Raw genomic sequence first — 21,046 nt, 5'->3', positions numbered from 1 at the left:
CTTCAGCCAATGCGTTACAAGGGATTTGCGAATGATTCTGGGAGTGCGCTAAGCGGGACCACCGAAAGGTGGTCCGTTTTTTGTATTTTTCTTCCGATGCGGAGAAGATACGACAAATCCAGCCGGGGAACCGGCGCAATCGTGAGAATCCTTTGGAAAGCTCTACAATCAAATCCACGATCGTCTCCCCCTTCCTTCTTTTTTCAACATGATTTCTCAAATGTCTATGGTAAAATTTTCCGTGATGGGAATCATAGAGAGATAAAGGGGGGAAGGTTTTGGATAAGGAAACGGATCGAGTGAGCGACCTTTTGGGGCAACTGTCTCATCTGGGCTATCATCAGTTTCAGATCGAACGAATTATCCGGGATTCAGTGGGTGCCTCCGACCTGGAGTCTCTCTCCTCGGAGCAGGCCGGCCGGCTGGTTGGAGTGCTGGAGGAGTATACCCGTTTCGCCGCCAAATGCCGGTCGGTGATGAAGGCGTAATTCGGATGACCTCAGCGATAGGATCCAAAGAGCCGGACACTCGGGTGTCCGGCTCTTTGGATCATTGCGAAAGATTCGCTATTGGCTCATCCGCGACAGTTCCTGCAGCAGCCGCTGCTGCTCGTTCACCAGATCGTTCAGCCGTTTCAGAATCTCCGCCTTGCGGTTGGTGGGCGCTGACGGATTCTGAGCGCTGGGCGGCGTGGTCGGGGCGCCGCTGGGTGCCGTGGAACTGGGCGGCGGCGTGCCGAGGGTCAACCGGGAGATGGCGTCAGCAAGGGTGTCGCCCATCACCACCTGGTTCTGATAGACCATCACGACCTTTTTCAGCTCGGCTTGCTGGCTTCGCTCCGATTCCATGAATAGCGGCTTGACATACAGGATTGAGCCTTCCACCGGGATCATCAACAGATTGCCCCAAGTGACCCGGGATTGTTGCTGGTTCCAGAGGGTGACCAGCTGGGAGATGGTCTGATCCTGGTTGATCCTGCTGTCGATCTGGGCCGGACCGTAGATATTCTGATCCTTGGGAAGGACGTACTGGATGAGCTGGCCGTAATTGGGCTGGTCGCAGCGGGCGATCAGCCAGGAGACCAGGTTGCGGCTGCCGCGCGGCGAGAACGGCTGCATGATGACGAATTCGCCGTTCTCCTTGACGTCGGGCAGGTTGACCGTCACGTAATAGGGCTCGAACGGCTCATCCTGGTTGTGGACGGGGATCTCCCAGTAGTCTTCTTTCTCGTAAAACGTCTTGGGGTCGGTCATGTGATACTGGGTCAGCATATCCCGCTGGATGGTCATCAGATAGGTGGGATAGCGGAAATGGCGGACCAGATCCGGGTCGAGGGACGCCACCGGCTTGAAAAGCCGCGGGAAGACCTTCTGCCAAACTTTGATCAGCGGATCGCGGTCGTCGATCACATAAAAACCGACACTGCCGTCATAGGCGTTGATCACAGCCTTGACCGAGTTGCGCAGATAATTCAGGCCTTCTTCGTGGGCTTTGGCATACGGGTAATAGGCGCTGGCGGTATAGGCGTCGATGATCCAGTACAGTTTGCCGCCGGAGACCACCAGATATGGGTCATTGTCGAACATCAGGAACGGAGCCAGCTTCTTGACCCGGGTGTTGATATTGCGGTAGAGCAGAATACTGCTCTGGTCGGTCAAGAGATCCGAGAGCAGAAAGTTGGTGTTCCCGAAGACGCTGGTCATCAGGAGCTTATTAAACAGCGAGTTCAACGGGATCCCTTTCTTGCCGTCGTAGCTGAAGGAAGCGTTTCCCTCGCCCTTGGGATAGTCGAACTCGGCGTTGCGGGTATTGACGATCACGTAATCATTGGTGGATTCGCCGAAATAGATCCGGGGCTGGTCCACTTTCAGGCCGGGGAAATTCGGATCGACCTTGGTGGGCAGATCGTAGGCCTTGAAGATGGGCTGCCCCTGGGCGGTGAATTCGTTCACCTGATTGGCGGCGACTCCGTAACCATGGGTATAGGTCATGTGCATGTTGATCCAGTTCTGGGCTTGGCCCGCCAGAGCGGAGGTGTTGAGCTCGCGGGCGGAGATCATCATCTGATCCTGGCCGCCGGTGACCGACTGGTAACGGTCGATGTCGATGTCGTTGAAGATGTAGTAGGGCCGGATCCGCTGCAGCTGGTTATAGGAGGACTTGAGCGGCCGATAATCCCAGAGCCGCAAGTCGGCCAGGGCCGGGTCGTTCTGATTCAACTGCCGGGAGCTGGTCCGGGTATCGACTGGAATGTAGGTCCGGGTCGCAATCTGGTCGAGCCCGTAGGCCTTCCGGGTAAAGTCGATATGGTTTTTCAGAAAGGGCGCTTCCAAAACAAACTCGTTGGGAGCTACTTTGAAAGATTGCAGAAATCCGGGATAAAGGCCGAATAAGATAAAGGACAGCGCCAGCCAGGCGGCGAGCCCGCCCACCAGGATCTTGGTGCCCTTCCGGAACAGGCTGAAAATCAGGACGGCGATCAACACCGCCAGGAAGACGGTCAGAACTTGAAAACCGAATAATTTGGCATGATAGGCGGTGTAGTTGATCCCGGTCATCTGGGCCGACTCCTGATAGAGCAGGTTGAATTTGCCGAGGGCATACCCCCAGATCTTGCCGAGCAAGAACAGGATGGTCAGGACGGTCAGATGGACCTTGGCGGGAAACCATAATTCCCAGCCGCGCCCTTCCTTCCAGGCCGCCCTGGCGATCAGGTACACCAGCGCCGTCCCAGCCAGTCCCAGAAAGACCACGCTGATCACCAGGTTGTTCAAGCGTTGAAAGAAGGGGAAGGCGAACAGATAATAGCCGAGGTCCTTATGGAAGACGGGATCGGCGAGGCCGACCCGGGTCTGATTGAGAAACTGCTGGATCACCGTCCAGTCCAGGCTGAGTCCGGAGGCCAGCACAAAGGAGAGGACAGCGGCGATGCCCAGACCGGGCAGGATGAGCGCGCTTTTGGGAATCTCCGGCCAGAGACTGGTCTCTTCGACCACTTGCACCTGCGTCCGGTTGAACGCCCGCAAGGCCAGCCAGAAATTGAGCACCAGAAACCCGAAGATGAGCACCCCGACCAGAAGCTTGGTCAGGGGTCCGGTGAGCAACGTCACCCAGAAGACCGAGGTCTCCCCGACGGACTTGAACCACAGCCAGTCGACATATTTCCCGCTGATGCTCCAGAGGAGGACCACCAGCGCCACCAGAACACCGGATGCAATCTTAAAATACCGTTCCATTCCATCACTCCTTCGATAGGGTTGAACGCCCGGGATGAACCGGGACGCGCTACGACTGAAAAAGTGGATCCCAGATCTTTGAATATCTATATATTTTCTCGACGGGCCAGGAAAATTCCTTCTATTGGAGGAACTGCCGCTTCGATCACGAATTAGTATTTTTTAATTACAAATCAAGGGGGATCCCCATGAACCGTTTTCATGATTTGGTAAGGACTCGATGGCGTAAGGGCCATTTTCTCTGCGTGGGCCTGGATGCTGATTATGCCAAGATCGCGCCGCTTTTCCCCGCGGATTCGGTGGCCGACGCCATCTTCCGTTTCAACCGGGCGATCGTGGAGGCCACGGCCGAGTATAGTTGCGCCTTCAAACCCAACAGCGCCTTTTACGAGGGTTACGGCTTGCCCGGGCTGGAAGCGCTGCTCCGGACGACCCAATTTATCCGGGAGAACTTTCCCGAGCTGCCGATCATCCTGGACGCCAAACGGGCCGACATCGGCAATACCAACCGGGGCTACGCCAAGGCGGCCTTCGAGGTCTTCGGAGCCCATGCCCTGACGGTCCATCCCTACCTGGGCAAGGAAGCGCTCGGACCGTTCCTGGCCGACCCGGACCATGCCGTCTTCGTGCTCTGCCATACCTCGAATCCCGGCGCCGGCGAGTTCCAGGAGCTGACCGTGGCCGGCCGGGAGTTGTATAAAATCGTGGCCGATCAGGTCAGCCGGGAATGGAATGCCAACCGGAATTGCGGCCTGGTGGTCGGCGCGACCTATCCCGGGCAATTGGCGGAAGTGCGGGCCATCGCCGGCGACTTGCCGCTGCTGATCCCGGGAATCGGCGCCCAGGGCGGCGATCTCCGCCAGACGGTGCTCCACGGACTGACCGCCGCGGGCGACGGGATCGTCGTCAACGCCTCGCGCAGCATTCTATACGCCTCCTCGGGCGCGGATTTCAGCGTCGCGGCGGCGGCCGAGGCGGAGCGCCTGGACCGGGAGATGCGGGCGATCTGGGCCGAGTTCCCGAAAAAATAAAAAGGGGCGGACCGTGGTTTCCATGGTTTGCAGGATTGACTCCAAAAAACTGGCAAGGATCGGAACGATCCATAGATAAGTTGAATTAAATTTCTACTATGCATCACGTCCCTAAAGCCGGCCGTGATGGCAAATTAAGGGATTTAATTCAACTTATTACCGCTGTAATAGGATGAAATAAATTTCCGCTTTGATTCCATTTGCATTTGGCCTTAGAAATGCAAATTATAGTAAAGATATTTATTTCATCCTATATAGTAAAGAATAAGAATCTACGAATCTCAATCCGGGATGGAGGTGGGCCCGTGGCCGAGGATTTTTTGGATCGGGTTGTCATCGTCACTGGCGGCGGGCAGGGCATCGGCCGGGCGGTGGCCCAAGGGTTTGCCCGGGAAGGGGCGATCGCGGTGATCGCCGACAACGACGCCGAGGCGGGGCTGGAGAATCAGGCGGCGATCCAGGCCGCCGGCGGGCGGGCGCTTTTTATTGAGACCGATATCGCGTCCGAGGACGCCGTCCGGGCGTTAATGGCCAAGGTGGCCGCGGCTTGCGGCCGGATCGACATCCTGGTCAACAATGCCGGACTCTCCCGCAAGAGCAGTCTCTTGGACGATTCGATGGCCGCCTGGGATGAAGTCCTGGGGGTGAATCTGCGGGGGACCTTCATGGCCTGCAAGTATGCGGCGCCGTTCCTGGTCCGCCAGCCGCAGAGCGCCATCGTCAATATCGCCTCGACCCGCGCGCTGATGTCGGAGCCCGACTCCGAAGCCTATGCCGCGTCGAAAGGGGGCATCCTGGCCCTGACCCATGCGTTGGCCGTGACCCTCGGCGCCCAAGGGGTGCGGGTGAATGCCGTCAGCCCCGGCTGGATCGAGGTCCGCGACTGGCAAAAGAGCCGGTTGGCCGAGCAACCCCGGCACAGCGCGGCCGATCGCTCCCAGCACCCGGTGGGCCGGGTCGGGAAGCCGGAGGATATCGCCGCCGCTTGCCTGTATCTCTCTTCCCCCGCCGCCGGTTTCATCACCGGCACCAATCTGGTGATCGACGGGGGCATGACCGTGAAAATGATCTATGCCGAATAAACCGGGCAGTCTAGGTCCGGCCCCGGCTCGCGGCCGGGCGGGCCGCAAACTGGCCAATTGAATGCGATGAATGATAAAGGAGTGTCGAACGTGCGGATACTTTCGGGAATTCAACCTTCGGGAAGTTTACACATTGGCAATTATTTCGGAATGATGAAGCGGATGATCGAGTACCAGGAAAATCACGAGCTGTTCTGTTTCATCGTCAATTACCATGCCTTGACTTCTGTTTTTGATGCGGAGAAGCTGCGCCGCCAGACCTATGAGGCGATTCTGGACTTTCTGGCGCTGGGGCTCGATCCGGAGAAGTCCATCTTTTACGTGCAGTCCGATCTGCCGGAAGTCACCGAGCTCACCTGGCTTTTGAGCAATATCACCGGCATGGGGCTGCTGGAGCGGTGCCATTCCTACAAAGATAAGCTGGCCAAGGGGATCCCCGCCAGCCACGGCCTGTTCTCCTATCCGGTGTTGATGGCCGCCGACATCCTGTTGTACGACGCCGACCGGGTTCCGGTCGGCAAGGATCAGAAACAGCACGTGGAGGTCGCCCGCGACCTGGCGTTGCGCTTTAACAATGTTTACGGCGAGACCTTCGTGATCCCGGACGCGGATATCGAGACCGAGCTGGCCACCATTCCCGGCCTGGACGGCCAGAAGATGTCCAAATCCTACGGCAATACCATCGAGATCTTCTGCGACGAAGCGGCTTTGAAACAGAAGATCATGTCCATCAAGACCGACTCGACGCCGGTGGATGAGCCCAAGCCGATCGAGGGCAATATCTTATACGATCTTTACAACCTGTTCCTGGACGGCCCCGGCAAGGAGTGGCTGAAAGAGCGTTTCCTGTCGCCCGGCCTGAAATACGGCGAGGTCAAGAAGGAACTCTTCGCGACCATCTGGGAGTATTTCGCGCCCTATCGCGCCAAACGGGCCCAGTACTCGCGGGAGGACGTCGCCGCGATCATGCGGCGCGGCACCGAAAAGGCCCGCAACGTGGCTGCAAAGACCCTCGCCCGGGCCCGCCACAACGTCGGGATGGATTATCTGAATTTTTGAGCCAACCATCCGGCCGGAATGGCGCAACCATGATTTTTATCCAATGAACCGTTGGCAAGGAAGGATGCCGGGACGGAAAGAATCCTTGAATGGGGATGTAGCGAAGCGGGCCCGCCATGCTCCTTCCGACTTGCAAACCGTTTCCTCCCCGGGGGAAGAACTTCCCCCGGGAATTGCATAAGCTCTTAGCGTCATTCGAGATCGATCTTCGGGAACCGGAGATCGATCTTTTATTATCGCAGATCGATCTGGAATGACTGCGGATCGATCTGCAGCCATTCCAGATCGATCGTTTGCGATTCAAGATCCTGCTTTTGTAAACAAAGATCGATCTTTTGTGAATCAAGATCCTGCTTTTGTGAATCAAGATCGATCTTTTGTGGATCGAGGAAGTAGGGCGGCATCCGCCATGCCAAATTTTTATGTTTAATGCACTGAAATGATTATTTTAAAATAAACTTAAAAAATACGACGTTTTTTGGACAAATATTACGTAAAATCGCAGATGTGGTTTGTTGATTGACAAATGTAAAAATCGTCAATAAAATTAGAATTGCCAGAAAAGTGTTTCAGGCGATGAGGCCCATCGTGCGCGGAGTCACCGGCGATGGGCGGAGCCACTGGCGAAACCGGCGTAGCAGTGTTGCCGGTTTTCTACTTTCCAGGCGACTCGTTACATAATCAAGAGGAGGATCTTCGATGAAACGCGGTATCGTTTTCGCATGCTTGTTAGCGGTTTTGGCCATCGGCAGCTTCAGCTTTGCCGGCAATCAGCACACCGTGACGGTGACGGTGAAACCCTTCGCCAAATTGACGGTGCTCGACAACCTCACCGACATCGCCACCGCGATTGAGGCCAATGAGGTCCGGGACGACGGAACCGTCACCAAGAATTTCGACACCAAAGTCAAGCTCCAGATCCGGACCAACTCCGCCAACGGCTGCACGCTTTCAGTCGCCGGGCAGGCCACCCAGGGGTCGGATATTACCGCTCTGTTGCAGGTCGGCACCGATCCCAATTTCAATGATGTCAGCAAATACACCACCTTAACCACGGGCGGCAGTCCCATTGTGAGCGCCGGCCTGACCAAGGCCCAACTCCAAAACCCGGTCGAATTGACCTGGCGGGTGAACGGCAACATCGCGACGCTCGACCCGAATCAGACCTATAAGACGTTGGTTACCTACACCGTCGCAGCGAAATAAAGGATGGATGAGTCTTGTCAAAAACCGGCATGGTGGGATTCCTGTGTCTAATATGGGTGGCAATTTGGGCTGGCCCTTGCTTGGCGCTGGATCTGGGGATTAGCCCCCCGGATATCAGTATTCAAATCAGTCCCGGCCAGACTTACCAGGGCGAGATCTTCGTCTTCGGCTCCGACCGCGAAACCACCCAGGTGACGATCTTCAAGAATGACTGGTTTTTGACCTCTGCCGGAGCGTATCAGTTCTTGCCCATGGGGACGGTCAAACGTTCGGCCGCCCCGTGGGTGACGCTCCAGGCCAACCGCCTGAGCCTGGCGCCCAAAACCGGCCAACGGGTTCAATATACCCTGAAAGTCCCGGCGGATGCTTCCGGCAGCTACTGGACGGCCTTGATGTTCAGTACGGTTCCGGCCGCCGCCCCGGGCAACGGGCGGTTCCAGATCGCCATGTCCGGCCGGGTGGCCTATATCATGCGCATCGATGTGAACGGCTCCGCGCCGGGGCGCGGCAGCATCGAACGCTTCCACTTGAATTGGGACGCCAAACAGCAAAAGATCGTCGCCGCCCTGCGCGTGAAGAACAGCGGAGAATCATTCGTCCGTTTCAAGGGCCGCCTGGAGATCCGGGACAACCGCGGCCGGATCGTCAACGTCCTGTCCTTCGGCGAAGGGCTGATCCTGCCCGGCTCGGCGCAGGAATTCCGCCTGCAGGAGTATTCCTTCCATTTCCAACCCGGGTACTATGTGGGACTGGCTGTGGCCGATCTGGGCGACCAGAGCTTGAAGGCGGTTCAAACCACATTCCAAGTCAAATAAGGTTGCCAAAATAACGGAACGGTGGTATAATTTATTTAAGTTTTCCAGCAAAATAAAACAACTAAACCGATAAAGGCAAACTCAGCGAAAGCTGGGGACGCAAAGTCACGGATCTAAGGCGTAATGCTATGATGGCCGGGCCGCCGAAAATGGGTTGTTTTTTTGTTTGCCCATTTTTCGTCTGCCCCCGCAAAGAGGTGGGGGTTTTTGTCAGCAAGGAAGCTGCTTTATTGCGGATGGATGGCGCTTTTTTTCGCCATTTTCATCGCCTCGGGCACGGCGCGGGCCGATGGCTCCTCGCATACCATTACCGTGACGGTGCCGGAGATCTGCCGTTACCGGGTGGAAAGCGTCGATCTGATCCAAACCACACCGGAGTTCCGGTTATACGAAGTCCGCTTGGCGGTCTTCAACAATACCTCGCGCTCCTGGCGCTTGCTGGGAGAAGCTCCGACGGACGCCGGCGTTTTGGAATGGTCGGTGGACGGTCGAAACTGGCATGGAGCGTCGCGCGGCTGGAATGATCTATTCCAAGGCGCTCGAGTGAATTGGGCGAGTTACCGGGTTTGGTACCGTTATTATCCCTTGACGGCCGATTCCGGCAACTCTTTTCAATTGCAATACCAACTCAGTTATCAAAACTAAACCCACTATTCATCCCCATAACCCCTCCCGGACCATGAGCCCGGGAGCTTTTTTTTATGGTTCGTCAATGGCCGGGGGAGGTTGCTCATCCGGACCGCCGCTTATAGGATGATCACCTCGGTTTCCGCGCGGAGACGCTCGCCGGCACAGGTCTCGATCTCGCAGCGGATCACATAGGGACCGGGCGGAAGGCTTTTGGGGACTTTCCAGGTATATTTCCAGCGGGAGCGGGAAGCAGCCAGCCGCACCCGGGAACCGTCCGGCAACAGCAAGGTCGCATTTTTGACCGGTTGGGCCACGGCGATGGTGATAGGGAGCGAAGCGCCCCGGTTCACCAATTCGTCCGCTGCGGCCAAGGAGATAATCCCCGCCGGCAGGGTGATGATCTCGATCGGCTTTTCATAGGGGATCAGCCCGATGCGCAATTCGGGCTGTTCGGCGAGGTCCGCGGCGGCGACCGGCACCGGCTGGAAATCCGGCGGCAACTGCCATCCGTCGGGAAGGCCAGCCGCTTCGATCGTGACCTGATAGGGATTGGGAGCGAGCTGGTAAAAGACGAAATAACCGTCGCCGTCGCTGTAGGTCCGGCGCGTGGCCCCCGTGGCCCGGTCGGTCAGGAGCACCGGAACTCCGGCGATGCCGGGTCGGGCCGGTCCCCGTTGCGGCCCGGAGTTTCCGGCCGCATAAACCAGGCCGGTAATATTCTGAGTGCGGACGAGCGGCAGGTCCCAAGCGACCGTTTGATAAGGTTTGACGGAGAACTGCCCGGTCGCCCGCGCGGACGCGGAGAGGTAGATCACATTGTAGCGGGGATCCAGAGCGAGGCTGTGCTCGCCGGGACTCAAGCCGCTCAGAAGGATGCGGCCTTCGCTATCGGTGGCGACGGAGGTCTTTCCGTCCAGCAGCAGGTCGAGATTTCCCGCCGCCGGCTCGCCGGCGTCGCGGACGCCGTTGCGGTTCTTATCCACAAAGGCCACGCCGGCGATGCCGCCCAACGGTTTTTGGACCGGAAACGAAAAGCGCTTGTAAATGCTCAGGCTGGCGTAGTCCGTGGAGTAGCTGCCCGACTCCCAGAGCCCCGAATACTTGAAGGCCAGCCAATATTGGTAGATTGGCCAGGTCAAATCGACGGTCCAATTGTATTTGGGATGCGACTGCCAATAGGAGTAGAAGAGGGTCGTCAGTTCCGGCCCGTGCGACCAACGGCGTTGGTAGCCGAAGCCCAGCCGGGAAAAGTCGCTGTCGAAGTTGGGATTGAGGATCAGCCCGTCGAAGGCGGAAAGCGCGTACCGGGTATACCAATCGAACGAATGGTAGGTGGAGCGGCCTTCGGCGGCGTCTTGGTCCACCGAATAGCTGAAGCTGCTTTCGTGACGGAAACGGCCGGCTTGCCGGGTCCAGCCCCATCCCAGGGTCGAATTGCTGCCGGCCAGGGAGGCGTTGGACCAATGAAGGCTGCGCGACAGGTTGAGCAGCAACCCCGCCGGCAGCGTGGCGTTGGCTTTCAACTGGAGATCGTCGTAGTCGTTGATCCCGGAACTGCCTTCGTCCAGCCGCTTCGATTCATACTGGAGTTGCAGGTAACCCCCGGTGCCGTCCGTCAGCGGCGGCGTGCCCAAGCTGGCCCAGAGACTTTTCTGTTGCAGGGCGTCGTTCAGATTTCGCAGATATTTCAGCTGGGTATTCCATTGCCACCGTTCCAACTGGCCGGCGAGACCCGCCGCTCCGGCATAACGCGCGGGATCGCGGAGATCGGCGGAGAGGGCGTGGGTCCAGAAGGTCCCCGGAGTCAGATTTTGTTGATAATGCCATTCCAGGAGGTTCTGCGCCTCCCCGGGCAGTGGGTCATGGAGGAAACGGAGCTGGGAACGCTCATTCAGGGAAGCGTCGATCCCCCAGACCGTTTGGCCGGGGTCCGTCGCCGAATCCCAGCTGGAAATGGCCAGCTGACGGTCGCCCGCGGTGTTGCTGAGCCAAAGGTTGGCTTGGCCGGTGGCCGGCGTTACCAGGCCCGGCCACGTCAAAGGGAATTGCCCGGTCTTTAAGTCCCAGGTTTTCAGATGGAAATTGGTGAACCATCCCTGATCGGCGGCGTACAGACTGACGCTCTGGTCCGGACCCCACTGGCCGTTCAGGGCCAACTCGGCATGGGTCTCACCGACTTTCAAACCATAGAGGTTCGGCTGGCTGAGATTGAAATAGCCTTGCCAGATATAATACTGCGCGCTTAGGGAGTCGAGCCGGTCCACGATGAAGGTGGTCAGATTGACGACCTTCTGCTCGCGGCCCCAGCGGAAGGTCAATTCCAGCTGATCGGAGGGGAGCGCGGCCAGCCCCGGGATCTGCAGCTGGACCCGGACAGTGCGGCTCTCTCCGGCCGCCAGCGCGAATTCGGCCGGCTCGACCTGCACCGGCCATGAATTGCTGGAGCGGTAGCGGACGGTAAATTGCTCGTCCGTATTGCCGGTGTTGGTGACGGTGATCGGATAGGTGACCGTGGATCCGGGCGACCCCTTGGTTGAGGGCGGAATATTGAAATGGATGGCCGAGACGGCATTGACCTGGGCCGTGAGGATCACATCGGGCAGGGGGAACGCCTCTCCGGCGACTTTGAAACGGACCCGCAGTTTCTCCTCGAAACCGGCCGCAGCGTTTTGGGGAATCATGACCGTCACCGGGAAATATGCTTTGCTGGTATGGCCGGGCAGGTTGACGGTCACGTCGCCGACGGCGCTCCAGCGGTGTTGGCTCAGGTATTCCACCTGCAGGGTCAGGGGTTTGGAACCGCGGTTGCTCAGCTCAAGCATAAAAGTTAAAAACTCGCCGGGATTTCCCGACTGGCGGTCGGGAACCGCGACGGAGACGGCGGAATTCAGCACCATTTCGGCGCCGAAAACTGGAATCGCCGTTCCTAGCAGGAGAACCGCGAGGAATAGCGAAATTATGAAAGGATATGGCAAGTTGTTTTTTATAAAAGGCCAGCTCATAGCGTTAAATTCGTTTTTGCCGGCCCGAAATCCTGCTTTCCTAGAGGAGTATACCCATGAAACCAGCGCTTCCCAGAACGGTTTTGGGCTTCGTCATCGGTTTCCTGGCAATCGTTCAGCTGTCGTACCCCGGCCGGCCGGCCCGGGCCGGCGTTTATACCGGGCTCACCGTAACGCCCAATATCGTATCCTTTACCGTGACCAACAGCGGCTCGGACCCGGAGTATTATGAGGCGGACCATCCCGTTACGGTAACCTCATTCCAGCAATATTTGCCGGTCGGGTTTTGGGCTTTGGGCATTCGCGCCGCCGGAACGCACTTGGTCGATGCCTTCAATCCGGCGAACCGGATTCCCATCGCCCAGTTGCGCTGGTCCAGGGACGGGATTCATTTTTATCGACTTTCGGAACAATGGACTCCGGTGGCTACCTATTGGGATCAAAAGAACTGCCAGCGCAGCGAGACCATAACCTACCGGATTTATCCGGCGGGAGCGCCGCTGACGGCGGGAAGCTTTACGGTTCAGATCGATTTCGACGCGCGCATTCAGGACTTTCCCTGGAGGCCATGATTTGATCGTATCAAGTATCGAGGAAGAGAGAGGTTTGAGAAGTGAGCGATCCAGCCCAATTTGCACTTACCATTCCCCAACTCTTGCTGCCCGGGGCAGCGGTCGAGCTCGCCAAGTGGCCGGTAGTGGCCTGCGACCAGTATACTTCGCAATTGGAATACTGGGAGGAACTGGCGGCGTTCGTCGGGGAAGCGCCATCCACCTTGCAATTGATCTTTCCCGAAGTCTACCTGGGCCAGCCGGATGAAACGGAACGGATCCGCCGGATTCAGGGAAAGATGCTCGAATATCTGGAGCGGGGGATTCTACGCCCGCTGGACCCCGGCTTCGTGCTGGTCGAGCGGCGCACCCGCCGCGGCAAGATCCGGCGTGGCCTGGTGGTGGCGCTGGATCTGGAATGCTATGATTTTCGTCCCGGTTCCAAAAGCCTGATCCGGGCGACCGAAGGAACGGTGTTGGAGCGGATTCCTCCCCGGGTCCGGATTCGCGAGGGGGCCGCTTTGGAGTGCCCGCATGTCCTGGTGCTGATCGACGACCCGGAGCGGCGGGTGATCGAACCGCTGGCGCAATTCGCCGCTGGCCAGCAACCGCTGTACGATGTGGAACTGCCGATGAACGGCGGACACCTGACCGGTTATCCGGTGGCCGCGCCGGAGGCGATCGGGTCGGTCCTGGCGGGGCTCTCCCGTTTGGCGGATCCGGCGGAGTTCCGCCGCAAGTACGGCGCTGACCCATCCGACCTCCTGCTGTATGCGGTGGGCGACGGCAATCATTCCCTGGCCACGGCCAAAACGGTGTGGGAGAATTTGAAGCCGGCGCTGACCCCGGAACAAGCCGCGGTGCACCCGGCCCGCTTCGCCCTGGTCGAACTGATCAATCTTCATGACGAAGGGCTGGAGTTCGAACCGATCCACCGGGTGCTCTTTGGAGGCGAGGGCGAACCGTTGCTGCGGGCCATGGCCGATGATTGCAGCCGGCAGGGCATGGAATTGAGCTGGGAATGGTTTGCGGGCAATGTGCCGCCCGAGGCGGAGCTTGAGCGACGGCGGACCGCCGTCCCGGACGCGCAGGTGATCGGGTTCGTCAGTGCGCAAGGCTCCGGCGGCCTGACGATCCGGCGGGCGCGGCAGAATTTGGCTGTGGGAACGCTGCAACGTTTCTTGGATGAGTGGTTGAGAGTCAACCCCGGAATGGGCATTGATTACATTCACGGGGCGGATGTGGTCGCGGCTTTGGGCAGCCGGCCCGGCAACATTGGCTTTTACCTGCCGCCCCTGGCGAAACAGGAACTCTTTAAGACGGTGCTGCTGGAAGGGGCTTTGCCCCGGAAGACTTTCTCCATGGGCGAAGCCGACGAAAAACGTTTCTATATGGAATGCCGCAGAATTAAGTAGAATTAGCGCCGCTTAATTGGCGTGTTTTCTATCGTCAATTACTTGATGTTCGAAAGCCAGACCTGTCCGGAGGCACTCTTCCTTGGAGAGCAATTTCGGTTCGCAACCGTCTGCTTTCTCGATAAACTGAACCACGTAGCCGAGTTCTTTCAAGGCATCTAACAGCTTTTGGACGCCCAGCGAGATCTCGCCGAAATGAAAAGAATTCTTCTTTGACAACATCAAATGATAGGCCAATTCTTCGGTGGGATTTTTTGAAATCATTGTCAATTTCTCCTTGTTAAAAATCTTTCATTTCTCCCCCATTAAATAATACAACCGAAAGATTTAAAATAGATTACCAAAATGTTTTTTATAAATTAACATCCCGAGGCGATTCGGTTAACGGGATTCCAGGAGTTTACCAGACTTTCCATCCAGCCGCCCTCTCATTAAAAAACAACGTTTTTTGCCCGTACGAAGCCTTTCTTTTAACAGGAAATTACTAGGATCGGCTCCCGAATTGTGATAAGATAAGACAAAACCGATGGAACGGCTATGATACCGGCATGACATCGTAACCGAATCTTAAGACAAAAGTGGTGAAAACTTTGAATTATCGCAGTACTCGTAGTGAAACGATGGAGGTCTCCGCTGCCCAGGCCATCCGGTCGGGGATCGCTCCGGATGGCGGGCTATTCACTCCCGAAACCATTCCCGCCCTGACGCAAGCCGATCTCCAGGCTTTGCTGCCCTTGACCTATCAGGAGCTGGCCGCCAGGATTCTCTCCCTCTATCTTACCGATTTTGACCCAGCCGATTTGGAACGGATGATTGCGGCGGCGTATGCTTATCCCGCCAAATGGGCCGATCCCGCGATCACGCCGGTGACCCGGCTGGCGGAGGGCCAGTATGTTTTGGAGCTGTTTCACGGGCCGACTTGCGCCTTCAAAGACGTCGCCCTGCAATTGCTGCCGCATTTGATGACCCAATCCGGCGCGCTCTGCCAGGATACCCGGGAGATTGTCATTCTGGTGGCCACCTCCGGCGATACCGGGAAAGCGGCCTTGGAGGGATTCCGCGACGTTCCGGGCACCCGGATCGTGGTTTTCTTTCCCGAACAGGGGGTAAGCGACATCCAGCGGCTGCAGATGGTGACCCAGGAGGGCGCCAACACCGCGGTGGTGGCGGTCCGGGGCAATTTCGACGACGCCCAGAACGGGGTGAAGCAGATCTTCACCGATCCCGCCATGATGGCGCGCCTGGCCCGGCGCGGCATGGCCTTCTCCTCGGCCAACTCGATCAATTGGGGCCGGCTGGCGCCGCAGCTTGTGTACTACTTTTACGGTTATTTGGAGCTCTGCCGGCGCGGCGCGCTGAAGCTGGGCGATCCGCTGAATGTGGCGGTTCCCACCGGCAACTTCGGAAACATCCTGGCCGCCTACTTCGCCAAAGAGATGGGATTACCCCTGGGAAAACTGATCTGCGCCTCCAATTCCAACAACGTTTTGACCGACTTCATCGCCAGCGGCGCCTATGACCGCAAGCGCCCCTTCTATACCACGGTTTCGCCGTCCATGGACATTTTAATCTCCAGCAATCTGGAGCGGTTACTGTACTACCTGGGCGGCCAGGACGCCGCCAAGGTCCGCCGCTGGATGGAGCAGTTGAAAAGCGACGGCGCCTACCGGGTGGATGCCGCCACCGCCGCGCGCATCGCCGATCGGTTCGGCGGCGGGTATGCCTCCGAGGCGGAGACGCTCGACACCATCGGCCGGGTCTTCCGGGATTGCGGTTATGTCATGGACACCCACACCGCGGTCGGGAAGGCGGTTTATGACCGTTACGCCGCGGCCAGCGGTGACCGGACGCCGGTGCTGATCGCCGCCACCGCCAGTCCCTTCAAATTTAACTCCAGCGTGCTGCGGGCCTTGTCCGGCAGTCCGGCGGGGGAAGCCGCCAGCGAATTCGAGCTCCTGGAGCAGCTGCACGCCGTCTCCGGCCGGCCGATCCCCGCCGGTCTGCGCGCGCTCGATCAGAAGCCGGTGCGGCACGACGGGGTCTGCGCCAAAGAGGCCATGGCCGGGGCGGTCGCGGCAATTCTCGAAGTATAATTTTGGCCGCTTCGTCTAGGCTAACAAGAGAAAGGAACGCGCATCACGATCAAGCACCGTAAGGTGCTTTTCCTTTCAGCAGGATTTAGCCGATTTTCCACGAATATTTTCTTGTTGACAGAGAGGATTGCCGTTATGGTTAGGCCCGGCCCCCGATAGCCGGCCGGGTTGGCGCAATTCTCCGGACTAACTTACTTAAGCGGGTTGGCAGCAGCTGAGAGCGCTTCGTTGAGAGATGTGACTTCGCTTAATGGCGGAAGGAGTTTTATTACCACTTCATGAAGGTACCGGAATATTATCGTGATCTGAAACTGGACGATTTTCAACAGGAAGCCATCCACCAACTCCTCGAGGGCAATTCGGTGCTGGTCTCGGCGCCGACCGGCGTCGGCAAGACGCTCATCGCCGACTACCTGATCGATCAAGCGATCGCCAAGGGGGATCGGGTGATCTACACCGCGCCGATCAAAGCCCTCTCCAACCAGAAGTTCAAAGAGTTCAAGGCGCTGTACGGAGCGGAAAAGGTCGGAATTGTCACCGGCGACGTGGTGATCAATTCCGAGGCGGAGATCTGTCTGATGACCACGGAAATCTTCCGGAACATCCTGCACCAGGATCTGCCGCGGTTGGAGGGCATCTCCCACATCATCTTCGACGAGATCCACTACTTATCCGACGAGGACCGGGGCACGGTCTGGGAAGAATCGATCATTTTCATGCCCAAGGAGATGCGGCTGCTGGGCCTGTCGGCGACCATTCCCAACGTTTACGAGCTGGCTGGATGGATTCATGAGATCAAGGGCCATCCCGTCACGGTGGTCGTCAAGCAAGAACGGGCCGTACCGCTGGAGCACTACGTCTTCGAGAAACACCTCAACGCCACCGATCTGAAGTCGGTGGTGCGGTACCGCCAGGAACTCCAGGAGAAGGACTACGTGTCGCTGAACGACCGCCGCGAATGGGAAACCACCCATCTCGACCTGCTGAAATTCGTGACCAAAAAACAGCAGCTGCCTTGTTTGTATTTTGTCTTCAGCCGCCGGATGTGCGAGGTCAAGGCGCAGGAGCTGAGCTTCACCCGGAGCTTCCTGAACGAAGAGGAGGCGGGCCGGGCCGAGGCGGTCTTCGACAAGATGGTGGCCGATTTCGGAGTCAGCAATTTAAAGACCGTGCTGCAGGCCAGGAACCTGCTGGTGCGGGGGATCGGGTACCACCACTCGGGCCTGTTGCCGGCGCTGAAAGAGATCGTGGAGACCCTGTTCGGCATGGGCCTGATCAAAGTGATGTACGCCACCGAGACCTTCGCCGTCGGCATCAATTATCCGGTGCGGACCGTCTGCTTTGACAGCCCATCGAAATTCGACGGCGTCAGCTTCCGGCCCATGACCAACCTGGAGTACTTCCAGATGGCCGGCCGGGCGGGCCGGCGCGGCATCGACCGGCTCGGAACCGTTTATATCCTGGCCGATCTGCGCAACCTGCGGCCCGAGGAGTTCCCCAGTACCCGGCAGGACGAGATCGAGGAACTGAAGAGCCAGTTCAACCTCTCCTACAACTCGGTCATCAACCTGAACCGCAACCACGCTAGCGACGAGATCCAAGTGATCCTCAACCAGAATTTCGCGACCTATCAGGCGCGCAACGATAAGAAACGTTTCGAGCAACAGCTGGCCAACGACACCCAACGCTTGAGCCACCTCAGCGCCGATCTCTGCACCGACCGGGAGAACCCGTGCTGCCCGTTGATTTATATGAAATTGCGGCAGAAGCTCAAGAAAAAACAGCGCCGGCTGCGCTTTATCAAAGGGCGGGCCCGGACGGCCATTGCCGCGGAGATCGACGAGATCAAGCAATACCTGGAGGGGGTCGCCTCCAAGGATTGCGACAAGGAATGCCAGGGCCGCTGCGAGGAGTTGCTGCGGGACTGGTCCGAATTGCATCAGCGGGTGGCCTCGCTTCAAGAGCGGGCCGGCCAGATCGTGGTCTCCGGACGATTCAATGAATCGTTGCAGCTCAAAACGGAGATTCTTGAGGATCTCGATTATCTGAAAGAAGGACAGCTGCTGCCGCGGGGCGAGTTCGCCGCGCAGATCTATACCCAGGAGCTGCTCATCACCGAACTCTACTTCAGCGGCCTCTTTCACGAGCTCGACGCCGATCAGCTCAACGCCTTGCTGGTGGGGATCGATTATGAACCGCGCAAGGGCGAGTTCTACCCCAAACAGCTTCCCTTCGACGTCCGGCCGGTCAAGACGATCATCCGCAACTTGATTTACCGCTACGGCGTGGACGAGCGCGACGCGGTCTTCCATCCCAGCCTCAGCAATCTGGCCTTCCGCTGGAGCCAGGGGGCGCTTTTCTCCGATCTGATCCGGGATGGCGGCGGGATCCAGGAAGGCGACATTGTTCAGGCGTTCCGGCGCGGCATTGACATCATGCGCCAGATCAAGGCGGCCTGCGCCGCCCAGGATCCGATCCTTGCGGCGAAATTGCGCGACTGCATGGACCGGATGGACCGGGATATCATTCAGGTCAACATCTGACCGCCGCCGGATGACCGGGAGTCCTGCTTTCGAAAGTTTTTAGGATTGATTGGTTGGACCGATACTGTGTAAGGTGGATAGTGATGAAACGGAATCTGATAATTGCCGCGATCGCGGCATGCTTGATAATTTTGGCCGCCCTGCCGGCCTGGGGGGAATCCTGGCAGATGGCGGGCGGCGACCGGACCATCGCCGAGAACGAGACCATTGCCGGGGATTATCTTTTTAATGGCGAACGCCTGGTGGTGGACGGCACGATCCGGGGCGACCTGCTGGTGCTGGCCGGCGAGGTCGTCATCAATGGCAAGGTGGAAGGGAGCGTGCTGGGGGCGGCCTCGGAGCGGCTGCAGATCAATGGCGCGGTCGGCCGGGACGTCCGGGTCGCCGCGATGGAGCTGACGCTGAACGGTTCCATCGGCCGCAGTCTGACCGGCTGGATCTTCCGGTTGTCCACCGGACCCCGTTCCCGGGTGGGCCAGGGAATTCTGGGCAACTTCATCGAGCTGAAACTGGCCGGGGAGGTCCTGGGGCCGGTGGCGGTGACGGCTAACACCTACGGCCAGATCGGCGGCCATCTGGGCGATGACCTCACGATCCGGGGCGGCCAGGTCGTGTGGAAAGCTCCGCTCACCATCGACGGGCGGGTCACCGATTATACCGGATTGTCGGCCAACCCGGCCAAGGTCAAGGGGGTCGCCATCGGCCGGGGCTATGTGGCGCGCCAGGAACGGGGCGGCAATTTCATGTTCATCTTCTTCCTGGGGTGGCTGTTGGGAAGCCTGCTCATCAGCATCATCCTCTACCGCTTGTTCCCCAAGTCCAGCTGGGCGCTGACTGAGCCGACGGTCCTGAATTTCCGGAAGAATCTGTTGGCCGGGTTATTGAGTCTGATGGTCATCCCGCTGTTGATCCTGCTGTTGGGCTCGGGGATCATCCCTTATCTGGGACTGGTCAGCCTGCCGCTCGTCATCCTGCTGGTCCTCGTCTATCTGATGCTCCTCTTTTTCTCGGGGATTCTCGTCAACCTCTGGTTTGGCCGGCTGATCTTCCGTTCGCGGCTTCACCCGATCCTGATGATCGTGATCGGCGGGTTGATCCTGGCCGTCTTAAGCACGCTGCCGCTGCTGAATCTGCTGGTGGTGATGGTCACCAACTGCGTCGGCGTGGGAATGTTGCTGCGCGGCATCCGTTTTGAGTTTCGCGATCAGCATCAGGTGGATTACCGGGCTTGAGAACGGCAAACCGGTTGGGAACGGGAAACCCTTTCCCGCCGCCGGGAACCGTCGTCAAGCAATGAAATGAATTCTCTAACAGAGCCTTTTCCCGGCGAACCGGGAGACTCTGTTTTTTTATGGGCGCAAGGGAGGAAGCCGCCGGCCCGGCCGCGGGACACAGCGCAGTTATGGCGGGCGATTCGGCGGGGCGTCCGCGACATTCCGAAGGGCTGCCACGGCATTCCGCAATCGTGGCGGAACGGCGCGCAGGTCCGCCGAACCTTCCGGAGGAAGTGCCAAATTCCCCGCAAGGGTTGCGACGGCTTGCGCGACTGCCGCCGGACCCGGCGCAACCCTTGCGGAATCTTCCGCCATCCCGGCGGAAGCTTGCGCGGGATCCGCGCCCGGACCCGGGCTTGACCGGGGACGGAATGATTCCGATTCGTTAAGAACGGGAATCCCATCTTGCAATTATGAAAGCCCATGGCTATAATTGGTAAAAAGAAAGCAAGTTCTCCAGATGATGATTGGGAAAGGATTGCGCATGAAGCCCAAAATTCAGTTGAGTAAGGAACAAAGAGCGGCGATGCAGAAATGCATCCAGGAATACTTTTTCACGGTGCGGGACGAGGAGATCGGCGATCTGGCAGCGCTGTTGCTGTTGGATTTCGTCACGGAGAAGCTGGGGCCGGTCTATTACAACCAGGGGGTCCAGGATTGCGTGGCGCTGATGAAAGATAAACTGGACGACCTTTATGGCTTGGAACTCTAAGCCGTGTCAAGGCGCTACGAAACAAGGAGGGCAAAATGAAGATTACCGACGTGCCGTTTCAAACCATCGACTGGAGCAGCGTGGTCCCGACTGAGCATTCCGGCAGCAACGGAGTCGCCTATTGGCGGACTTTCGAGATGGGCAACATCCGGGTGCGGATGGTGGAATATACTCCGGGATACCTGGCGGACCACTGGTGCAGCCGCGGCCATGTGCTGCTGGTCCTCGAAGGCGAGCTGGTCACCGAGCTGAGCGACGGCCGGAAATTCGTCCTGACCCCCGGGACCAGCTACCAGGTGGCCGACGAGCTGAATCCGCACCGCTCCTATACCGAGACCGGAGCCAAGCTGTTCATCGTCGATTGAGCCTTTCACCTCGTGAATCGCCAAAATCAGCT

Annotated in this window: 18 protein-coding genes and 1 riboswitch; of the genes, 14 read left to right on the top strand and 4 right to left on the bottom strand. The window is 58.3% G+C overall.

The window, feature by feature from the left end; genetic code table 11:
* The first annotated feature begins 278 nt into the window (after positions 1–278).
* Positions 279–488 carry a hypothetical protein gene (locus tag EDC14_RS17400; RefSeq protein WP_132015584.1) on the top strand — a complete coding sequence of 70 codons (210 nt, stop codon included), beginning with the start codon at positions 279–281 and terminating at the stop codon, positions 486–488.
* A 78-nt stretch (positions 489–566) separates the two neighbouring features.
* Here EDC14_RS17400 and EDC14_RS17395 read toward each other — a convergent pair whose 3' ends face one another.
* A complete protein-coding gene (locus EDC14_RS17395) occupies positions 567–3,236 on the bottom strand; it encodes a UPF0182 family membrane protein (protein ID WP_132015583.1) in 2,670 nt (889 codons plus the stop codon).
* A 188-nt stretch (positions 3,237–3,424) separates the two neighbouring features.
* Here EDC14_RS17395 and pyrF point away from each other — a divergent pair, with 188 nt between their 5' ends.
* From pyrF to trpS, 3 genes are all read left to right on the top strand, one after another.
* Positions 3,425–4,267, top strand: a complete 843-nt coding sequence (pyrF, locus tag EDC14_RS17390; RefSeq protein ID WP_132015582.1) for an orotidine-5'-phosphate decarboxylase — start codon at positions 3,425–3,427, stop codon at positions 4,265–4,267.
* A 305-nt stretch (positions 4,268–4,572) separates the two neighbouring features.
* Positions 4,573–5,349 carry a glucose 1-dehydrogenase gene (locus EDC14_RS17385; protein ID WP_243662990.1) on the top strand — a complete coding sequence of 259 codons (777 nt, stop codon included), beginning with the start codon at positions 4,573–4,575 and terminating at the stop codon, positions 5,347–5,349.
* Between the two features lie 90 nt (positions 5,350–5,439).
* On the top strand, positions 5,440–6,408 hold the full coding sequence (gene trpS / locus EDC14_RS17380) for a tryptophan--tRNA ligase (protein WP_132015580.1): 969 nt from the start codon (positions 5,440–5,442) through the stop codon (positions 6,406–6,408).
* A gap of 233 nt (positions 6,409–6,641) precedes the next feature.
* Here the strand turns inward: trpS and EDC14_RS26855 are convergent, their stop codons facing one another.
* Entirely contained in the window at positions 6,642–6,812 is a 171-nt protein-coding gene (locus tag EDC14_RS26855; protein WP_165908098.1) for a hypothetical protein, read from the bottom strand.
* Between the two features lie 295 nt (positions 6,813–7,107).
* Here EDC14_RS26855 and EDC14_RS17375 point away from each other — a divergent pair, with 295 nt between their 5' ends.
* The 3 genes from EDC14_RS17375 (at position 7,108) to EDC14_RS17365 (ending at position 9,074) form a co-directional block, all read left to right on the top strand.
* Complete coding sequence (locus EDC14_RS17375) at positions 7,108–7,614, top strand: hypothetical protein (RefSeq protein ID WP_132015579.1); 507 nt, start codon at positions 7,108–7,110, stop codon at positions 7,612–7,614.
* Between the two features lie 14 nt (positions 7,615–7,628).
* Positions 7,629–8,429 carry a hypothetical protein gene (locus tag EDC14_RS17370; protein WP_132015578.1) on the top strand — a complete coding sequence of 267 codons (801 nt, stop codon included), beginning with the start codon at positions 7,629–7,631 and terminating at the stop codon, positions 8,427–8,429.
* Positions 8,430–8,493: 64 nt separating this feature from the next.
* Positions 8,494–8,577: riboswitch (cyclic di-GMP riboswitch) on the top strand.
* 59 nt (positions 8,578–8,636) lie between these two features.
* A complete protein-coding gene (locus tag EDC14_RS17365) occupies positions 8,637–9,074 on the top strand; it encodes a hypothetical protein (protein ID WP_132015577.1) in 438 nt (145 codons plus the stop codon).
* A gap of 101 nt (positions 9,075–9,175) precedes the next feature.
* On the opposite strand, the gene EDC14_RS17360 is transcribed toward EDC14_RS17365, so the two are convergent.
* Positions 9,176–11,953: a carboxypeptidase regulatory-like domain-containing protein gene (locus EDC14_RS17360; RefSeq protein WP_207930756.1), complete on the bottom strand. Its 2,778-nt coding sequence runs from the start codon at positions 11,951–11,953 to the stop codon at positions 9,176–9,178.
* A gap of 164 nt (positions 11,954–12,117) precedes the next feature.
* Here EDC14_RS17360 and EDC14_RS17355 point away from each other — a divergent pair, with 164 nt between their 5' ends.
* Both EDC14_RS17355 and EDC14_RS17350 read left to right on the top strand, forming a co-directional pair.
* A complete protein-coding gene (locus EDC14_RS17355) occupies positions 12,118–12,633 on the top strand; it encodes a hypothetical protein (RefSeq protein ID WP_132015575.1) in 516 nt (171 codons plus the stop codon).
* A 41-nt stretch (positions 12,634–12,674) separates the two neighbouring features.
* On the top strand, positions 12,675–14,027 hold the full coding sequence (locus EDC14_RS17350) for a DUF1015 domain-containing protein (RefSeq protein WP_132015574.1): 1,353 nt from the start codon (positions 12,675–12,677) through the stop codon (positions 14,025–14,027).
* 12 nt (positions 14,028–14,039) lie between these two features.
* Here EDC14_RS17350 and EDC14_RS17345 read toward each other — a convergent pair whose 3' ends face one another.
* Entirely contained in the window at positions 14,040–14,291 is a 252-nt protein-coding gene (locus EDC14_RS17345; RefSeq protein WP_132015573.1) for a hypothetical protein, read from the bottom strand.
* A 326-nt stretch (positions 14,292–14,617) separates the two neighbouring features.
* Here EDC14_RS17345 and thrC point away from each other — a divergent pair, with 326 nt between their 5' ends.
* From thrC to EDC14_RS17320, 5 genes are all read left to right on the top strand, one after another.
* Positions 14,618–16,120 (top strand): threonine synthase, encoded by a 1,503-nt coding sequence (gene thrC / locus EDC14_RS17340; RefSeq protein WP_132015572.1) that lies wholly within the window; start codon positions 14,618–14,620, stop codon positions 16,118–16,120.
* Positions 16,121–16,398: 278 nt separating this feature from the next.
* Positions 16,399–18,663, top strand: coding sequence for a DEAD/DEAH box helicase (locus EDC14_RS17335; protein WP_132015571.1), 2,265 nt, complete (start codon positions 16,399–16,401; stop codon positions 18,661–18,663).
* 83 nt (positions 18,664–18,746) lie between these two features.
* Positions 18,747–19,895: a bactofilin family protein gene (locus EDC14_RS17330; RefSeq protein ID WP_132015570.1), complete on the top strand. Its 1,149-nt coding sequence runs from the start codon at positions 18,747–18,749 to the stop codon at positions 19,893–19,895.
* Positions 19,896–20,421: 526 nt separating this feature from the next.
* Positions 20,422–20,649, top strand: coding sequence for a DUF2164 domain-containing protein (locus EDC14_RS17325; protein WP_132015569.1), 228 nt, complete (start codon positions 20,422–20,424; stop codon positions 20,647–20,649).
* 35 nt (positions 20,650–20,684) lie between these two features.
* Entirely contained in the window at positions 20,685–21,014 is a 330-nt protein-coding gene (locus EDC14_RS17320) for a DHCW motif cupin fold protein (protein ID WP_132015568.1), read from the top strand.
* Positions 21,015–21,046 lie beyond the last annotated feature (32 nt).

Origin of the sequence: Hydrogenispora ethanolica (genome assembly GCF_004340685.1) — a bacterium.
Lineage (GTDB): Bacteria > Bacillota > UBA4882 > UBA8346 > UBA8346 > Hydrogenispora > Hydrogenispora ethanolica.
Note: the sequence above shows the minus strand (reverse complement) of the source record. Positions and strands in the feature narration are given on the sequence as shown.